Here is a 7,223-nt window from a genome sequence, read left to right on the forward strand (position 1 = left end):
CGGGCTCTCAGGCCTTGCGGCAACTGCCCTGCGCCTGCCGTGCCAGTGTGTGTGGCAGCGGTGGTGCGGTGGGCCGGGCAGTGCGGCCATGCCGGCCGTGTTTTGCTCATAGGCGTTTTCTATGCCTGCGGTTACGATGGTTTCCTTCCCCGCACTTCCCATTGCCATGGCCGAAGCCCCTGCTGTTCCGCTGCCTGACCACGAAGACGCCACGACGCGCCACCTGGTGCGGGTGGCGGGCTGGTCGGTGATGTTGCTGGGTTTTGCCATTGGCGCGCTGCTGTGGTGGGACGGGTCCATGCCTGCGTCGCGTGTGGCGCTCAACTTTGCGGCTGGCTGCATTGGTGGCGCGACCCTGCTGCTGGCGCACTGGCGGCGCTGGACGCTGGCCACCCATCTGCTGGTGTGGGGCGTGTGGGTGTCTGTGTCGTTGGTGGCCGCCCGCAACGGCGGCGTGAACGGCCCCAACCTGCTGAACTATCCGGTGATCATCGTGTTGTCCGGATGGCTATTGGGGGCGCGTACGACGCTCACGCTGGTGGGGCTCACGGCCTTGTTGTTCCTGGGCTTCATCTGGGCGGACTTCCAGGGCCTGATCAAGCCCGTGCAAGTGGCAAGCCACCTTGTGGGGGCCGTGTATCTCGCGGGCATTCTGGTGCTGACGGCCGCAGCCACGCTGCTGTCCCGTCGCAATTACATCAGCAGGATGCGCGAGGCCCAACAGGCCGCGACCCACCTCGCGGCCAGCGAGGCATCGCTGCGCAAGCTGCTGCGGGCCGTGGAGCAGAGCCCCGAGGCCATCGTCATCACCGACCTGCGCGAAGACATCGAATACGTGAACGAGGCCTTCGTGCGCCGCACGGGCTATGCGCGCGACGAGGTGGTGGGCCGCGCCTCGGCGGACTATTCAAGCAACGGCCTGGCGGCCGCACAACGCGAGGGCCTGCGCACGACGCTGGCACGTGGAGACACCTGGGCGGGCGAGCAGGTCAACTTCCGCAAGGATGGCCAGGCATTGACCGAGTCCGTGGTTGTGGCCCCCATCCGCCAGCCTGACGGCCGGGTGAGCCACTACGTGGAGCTCAAGCAAGACATCACCGAACGCAAGCGCGCCGCCGACGAAATCCACCGCCTGGCACATTTCGACGGCCTCACCAGCCTGCCCAACCGCTCCACGCTGATGGAGCGCCTGCATGCGCTGCGCGGGCGCCCCGGCCGTGTGCCGTCCAACCAGCATGCCTTGCTGCTGCTGGACCTGGACCGCTTCACGACCTTCAACGACGCGCGCGGCAGCGAAATGGGCGATCGCCTGCTGTGTGCCGTGGCGCTGCGCCTGGCCGAGATCCTGCCGCCCCAGGACCTGCTGGTGCGCGTGGCTGGCGATGAGTTTGCGGTGGTGCTGCATGGCCTGGGGGCCGATGCCTCGCTGGCGGGCCGCCATGCGCTGGCCTTTGCCGAGAAACTGCAGGCTGCCCTGCTGCGCCCCTTGCGCCTGGAGGGCGACGCGCAGGAAGCGCAATTGGGCGCCAGCGTGGGCATCACCCTGTACCCGCAGACGGCCGACGATGGCGCGCACGACGGGCTGAGGCGCGCAGGCACGGCCCTGCACCGGGCCAAGCAGGCCGGTGGCGGCCGGGCTGCCTTTTTTGAGCAGGGCATGGGCGAGGCGGCCGAGCAGCGCTTTCGGGTGGAGCGTGAACTGCGCCATGCCATTGGCGCGGGCGAGTTGCGGCTGCACCTGCAGTCTCAGGTGGATGTGTCGGGCCGGGTCACGGGGGCCGAGGTGCTGGTGCGCTGGCAGCACCCGCGCGACGGGTTGGTGCCGCCGGGGCTGTTCATCCCCATTGCCGAAGAGTCCGATCTGATCGTCAGCGTGGGCGGCTGGGTGCTAGCCCATTCCTGCGCGCTGCTGGCCCAGCCAGTGTTCAAAGCGCGGGGGCTGCGGCTGTCCGTCAACCTCAGTGCACGACAGTTTCGCCAGCCGCGTTTTGTCCCGCAACTGCGTGCCCTGCTGGCGGCCAGCGGCGCCGACCCGCGGCTGCTCACACTGGAGGTCACTGAAGGCCTGGTGATCGACGATTTTGATGATGCCGTCGCCAAGATGCACGAGCTGGCGGCGCTGGGCGTGGACATATCGCTGGATGACTTTGGTACGGGCTACTCGTCGTTGGCTTACCTCAAGCGCTTGCCGATCCAGGAGATCAAGATCGACCGGTCGTTTGTGCGCGATGCGCCCACCAATGCCGACGATGGTGTGCTGGTAGAAGGCATCTTGTCGGTGGCCCGGCACTTTGGCCTGCGTGTGGTGGCCGAGGGGGTCGAGACCCAGGCACAGGCCGACTTCCTGCGCCAGCGCGCGCCGGACATCGTGTACCAGGGCTACCTGTTTGGTCGGCCCGAGCCCGATGCCCAGTGGCTAGAAGCCTGTCAGACTTGGAAATCGCCGACTGCAAATTGACCGCAGCAGTCCATTTTTTTCCGTCTGCGAGTTTTGAAACAAAAATAGCTGTAGGCGCTTATTTAATAAGCGCCTACAGCTATTGTTTTTATAGCAACCTCGCCCGACCAAGGCGGCGGGCTGTGGTGGCTTATTTGTTTTTGTCTTTGCCCTTGGGCAGGACGGTGGTCATCGGTGGCATGGGTCGGTCCGATGCACTGTGTTCCTTGGGTGGCGAGGTATCCTTTTTGGGTTTTTTCGCCATCTTGTTGCTGCGCTGTTCGCCTTTGGCCATGGGGCCTCCTTGAAAGGTCTCGGGATGGGACCGTGCGAGGATGGTACGTCACAATTTGCGCCGTTGGCGGCTGCAGGGGGCTACGCCCCGGCACCTTCTGAGGCGTCCCGCACAACGTCACCACGTGCCCGCACGGCCAGCCGCTGGTCGTAGGCCAGTGCCAGCGCGTTCAGCACGGCAATGCCCATCCCCAGCGCACAGGTGGCACTCCATCCGCCCCACAGCCAGGCCACCGACCCCAGCGCCGAGCCCGTGGCCGCACCCACAAAGTAGCTGGTCATGTACACCGCGTTCAGCCGCGCGCGGGCCGTGGGGTCCAGCCGGTAGATCACGTTCTGGTTGCTGATGTGCACGCCCTGCAGCGCCAGGTCTGCCACCAGCATGCCCACCACAAACCACACCAGGCTGCTGGCGCCCAGCCACAGCGCGCCCCAGCCCAGCAGCAGCAAACCCACCGACGCGGCAGTGGCCACCTGCGCCTGCCCACGGTCGGCCATGCGGCCCGCCACATTGGCCATGAGCGCACCGGCCACGCCCGCCAGCCCCACCAGGCCAATTCCCGCATCGCCCAGGCGGTGCGCAGGCCCCGCCAGCAGCAGCGCCATGGTGGAGAACAACACACTGACCGAGGCAAACGACAACCCGCCCAGCAAGGCCCGGCTGCGCAACCGGGGGTGGCGCAGCGCCAGCGTGCCCAGCGACCGCAAGACTTGCCCGTACCCCTGCGTTTGTGCCGAGGCCGCGTTGCGCGACACGGGAATCACCCACCACAACGCCAGCGCCACGGCCACCATGGCGACGCCCGCCACGCGGTACACCAGCGTCCAGCCGCCCACCTCCGACAGCAGTCCTGCCACGCTGCGCGCCGCCAGAATGCCGGTGAGCAGCCCACTCATCACCAACCCCACCGCCCGCCCGCTGCGGCCCGGCGCTGCCAGGGTGGCTGCCAGCGGCACCAGCACCTGCGCCGCCACCGAAAACAGGCCAGTGAGCAGCGTGCCCAGCGCCAGCATGGCGTAGTTGTGCGCAAACCCGCTGGTAAACAGCCCCAGCGCGGCCAGCAGCATCAGCGTGGTGATGAGCCGTCGCCGCTCCAGCAGGTCGCCCAGCGGCACCAAAAGCAGCAGCCCCGCCGCATAAGCCACCTGCGCCAGCGTCACGATGAGTGCCGCCGACGCGTCCCGCACTTGCAGCTGCGTGGCAATGGAGTGCAGCAGCGGTTGGTTGAAGTAGTTGCTGCCCGCACACAGGCCGCAGGCCACCGCCATCAGCAAGAGCACGGGAGTACTGAGGCCGGGGGCGCTGGGTGGCGGCGCGTCTGGATGGGTGAGCGCAAGGGGCAGGGCAGAGTGGAGGGATGAAGTCATGGATGGTGGATGTGCGGCTTTGGGGGCGCATGCAACGCTCATGCCATGAACCATGGCCTGGGCCGCGACTTTCATCGGCATCCCGCTCGGTTTTCGGCGGGTGACATGCCATCTTGCGTGATGAGCGAAACAGAGAGCCAGTGTGAAACCGTGATGTATTTCGTAAAAGCAGCGTGCTGCACCATGGCGTCGCACGCGGGTTGGGTGGCTTGCCGCCAGGTGCTCGCCTATGATGACTGTGGGCCCGCCGCCTGTTGCAGCGCCGGGTACTGCACCACTTTGCGATACGTGTTTTCAACTGGAGATTGCCCATGAGCATGAAACTGTTTCGTCAGTGGGGCGCATCGCTGTGCCTCGGGTTCCTGGCCATGGTCAGTGTGGTACCGGCGTGGGCACAAGACCTTGCCGGGGCCAAGGATCACCCCGCAGTGAAACGTTTTGGTGGTAGCACCATCGTGGGCTACGAGGTGCGCAACTTCGACGCCGTGGAGTTCCAGACCTCTACGTTCAAGGAGTTTGACCTGCAGACCTACAAGCGGCGCTATGCGCAACCGCCGCTCGCGCTGGAAGGCAAGCTCACCCGCCTGTGGTATGAGGCCCCGGGCGCCACGCGGTCGCTGGAGCTGTTTCGCAACTACACCAATGACCTCATGGCCAGCGGCTTTGCGGCGCTGTACGACTCCACCCGCGACGGTGCAGCGGGCAGCTACACCAACTTTTTGGCCAACTTCAGCAGCGGCCAGCGCGACTTCATCAAGAACAACCGCAGCGAATACGTGATGTACGGCGCTGACGCGGGCACCGTGCGCACGGGTACCTTCCAGAAGGGCAGCACCACTGTGCGCCTGATCTCCATCGATTGGCCCAAGGAAGACGCCACCTACAAATCCAGGCAGGGCGCGTATATCGCCGTGGACATCCTGGAGACCAAGGCCATGGAGCAGAACATGGTGGTGGTCAGCGCGTCCGACATCAGCAAGTCCATCACCGCCAACGGCAAGGTTGCTATCTACGGCATCCTGTTCGACACCGGCAAGGCCGACGTCAAGCCAGAGTCCAAACCCTCGCTGGAGCAGATCGCCGCCTTTCTGAAGGCCGAGCCCACCGTCAAGCTGCACGTGGTGGGCCACACCGACAGCGTGGGCAGCTTCGACAGCAACCTGGCCCTGTCCAAACGCCGCGCCGATGCCGTGGCCGCCATGCTGGCCAAGGACTACGGCATTGCCGCCAACCGCCTGGTGGGCAACGGCGTGGCGTCGCTCGCACCCGTAGCCAGCAACAGCAGCGACGAAGGCAGAGCCAAGAACCGGCGCGTGGAGTTGGTGCCGCAGTGAGATGGTTGTTGCTGGTGCATTGCGGCGGCATCGACAGGTTGCCAACCGCGAGTGGTGGAGGCGTTGCGGAGTCTTACGGCTTCGGCGTGCGTGCAGATCGCCAGGCCCGCTTTTGCAACAGAAGAAGACGCCAAGAATCTTGGCCAACGCAGAGTGTGGAAGCGGGCGGGAAGCCGTGTTCCAGTGCTTTAACGCAAGTGGTCGGTATGTGTTTGCTTGTAGACCAAAATGAGAGTCTGGTGTGGGCCCTGAACAGTCATCCAGATCAAAGTTGCAAAGCCGCCGGATATAGCCCGCAACTTAATGTCATCTACATAAAATTACACGTCACGGAGCGTTCATGACAACCATCGACTACCTCACGGCCATTCTTGTCTTCGTCACGTCGATCTATTCGTATTTGACCTACAAGATGGCGAAAGCTAGCGAAGCTTCGGTTCAGGCCGTGCGCGAGCAGTCAGAGGCAATGCTTAGGCCGTACGTCAGCGTTTCTCCATACGTGAGGCCGCACACGACTGTTCTGTACCTGCGTATTGAGAATACGGGACGTACGAGCGCTGAGAATCTACAACTATCCATGGACAAGGACTTCTTTCAATTCGGGGAAGCAAAGCGACCGGATCACAACCTTCGTACGAAAGCGGCGTTCGTCGATACGATACAAAGTCTGCCGCCGGGTGGATCGCTAGTATTCGCGTTAGCTCAAGGCTTCGTCATTTTTGCTCCTGGTGCAGATGTCACCGTCGTTCCGCAGCAATTTTCCGTGACGGCCACCCACAGCTTCGCTGGGAAGCAGGTAATTGAAACCCACCGCATCGACCTCCGTCCGTATATAGGCAGCGAAGGCGAGCGCGATCCGGTTGTTGACGAACTCGAAAAGCTTCGAAAAGTCGCGGAAGAGTGGAAGTGATGCCTAATGGGTCGTCAGAAGCGGACGCGCAGCCGCATTGCGCCGTTCAATTCCAACATTGATTGACGGCTTCTTCCTGAAGCCTTCGGCCGCTCCTGGCCGCATCCTGCCGCGCAGGTTCTTATCTCAAGCTGGAGCCGTCTGGGTTCGCTGCCTCTTCGTCGCGCCGAGTTGGATAAAACACCTTTTTCGCTTCGAGTTCGTAGAACAGTTGCCCCTGGATTCCCATCGCATCAGCTTTGACTATGCGACGCGCCCAAATCGCTTCAAACGCACGGTTGAGCGATGCATCGTTGCTGCTGCGCTCATAGACCTCGTCAATGAACGCGATGTCTTGCCCGTCAGGGAAGATGAGTGCGAACTCTTCATCAGTGGCGGCAAAGATGTCGTACACGCAGTTCACTGCGCCGTCGATAACCTGAATGTTCTTCATCGAAGCTGGGAGCGATAGAAACTGGAAGTCTGCTATTGGCCGATAGCAGCCGAACTGGCGTATCAGTCGAATCGCCTTCGATTAGCGAGTGCTGCTGTTTGTTTGCTTTCCCGTGACTGCAGCGTGAATCACCTCAATTACCGGTGCGATAGCGAGGTGGACTTCACCCGGTTTCGTAGACATATTTCAACTTCCGTTTCGGAGTTGTTCGAATGCCAGCGGACTCAGTTGGTCTAGGTGACTGTGCCGACGGATTCGATTGTAAAAACCTTCGATGTAGTCAAACACATCTGACTTGGCGTCTTGCCTGGTGGCGTAGATATGGCGTTTGATTCTCTCCTTCTTCAAGCTGCTGAAGAAGGACTCTGCTACCGCGTTGTCCCAACAGTTTCCACGTCGGCTCATGCTTGGCACCAATTGGTTGTCCTTGCACCAGCGGGCGAAGTC

At 63.0% G+C, this 7,223-nt stretch carries 7 protein-coding genes; 3 read left to right on the top strand and 4 right to left on the bottom strand.

Going from position 1 to position 7,223, the window contains the following annotated elements:
- The first annotated feature begins 166 nt into the window (after positions 1-166).
- Entirely contained in the window at positions 167-2,458 is a 2,292-nt protein-coding gene (locus OIN59_RS23620) for a putative bifunctional diguanylate cyclase/phosphodiesterase (RefSeq protein ID WP_274114442.1), read from the top strand.
- Between the two features lie 130 nt (positions 2,459-2,588).
- On the opposite strand, the gene OIN59_RS23625 is transcribed toward OIN59_RS23620, so the two are convergent.
- Together OIN59_RS23625 and OIN59_RS23630 are read right to left on the bottom strand one after the other, a co-directional pair.
- The gene (locus OIN59_RS23625) at positions 2,589-2,732 is read right to left on the bottom strand and encodes a hypothetical protein (protein WP_274114443.1); all 144 of its coding nucleotides are present in this window, start codon (positions 2,730-2,732) and stop codon (positions 2,589-2,591) included.
- Positions 2,733-2,812: 80 nt separating this feature from the next.
- Positions 2,813-4,099: an MFS transporter gene (locus tag OIN59_RS23630; protein ID WP_274114444.1), complete on the bottom strand. Its 1,287-nt coding sequence runs from the start codon at positions 4,097-4,099 to the stop codon at positions 2,813-2,815.
- Positions 4,100-4,410: 311 nt separating this feature from the next.
- Between OIN59_RS23630 and OIN59_RS23635 the strand changes: the two genes are divergently transcribed.
- Positions 4,411-5,433 carry an OmpA family protein gene (locus OIN59_RS23635; protein ID WP_274114445.1) on the top strand — a complete coding sequence of 341 codons (1,023 nt, stop codon included), beginning with the start codon at positions 4,411-4,413 and terminating at the stop codon, positions 5,431-5,433.
- A gap of 340 nt (positions 5,434-5,773) precedes the next feature.
- A complete protein-coding gene (locus OIN59_RS23640; RefSeq protein ID WP_274114446.1) occupies positions 5,774-6,343 on the top strand; it encodes a hypothetical protein in 570 nt (189 codons plus the stop codon).
- A gap of 121 nt (positions 6,344-6,464) precedes the next feature.
- Here the strand turns inward: OIN59_RS23640 and OIN59_RS23645 are convergent, their stop codons facing one another.
- Together OIN59_RS23645 and OIN59_RS23650 are read right to left on the bottom strand one after the other, a co-directional pair.
- Entirely contained in the window at positions 6,465-6,776 is a 312-nt protein-coding gene (locus OIN59_RS23645; RefSeq protein ID WP_274114447.1) for a hypothetical protein, read from the bottom strand.
- Positions 6,777-6,962: 186 nt separating this feature from the next.
- A partial coding sequence (locus OIN59_RS23650; protein WP_274114448.1) for an IS3 family transposase occupies positions 6,963-7,223 on the bottom strand: 261 nt, incomplete at its 5' end.

It is taken from the genome of Acidovorax benzenivorans, assembly GCF_028680575.1.
GTDB lineage: Bacteria > Pseudomonadota > Gammaproteobacteria > Burkholderiales > Burkholderiaceae_C > Acidovorax > Acidovorax benzenivorans.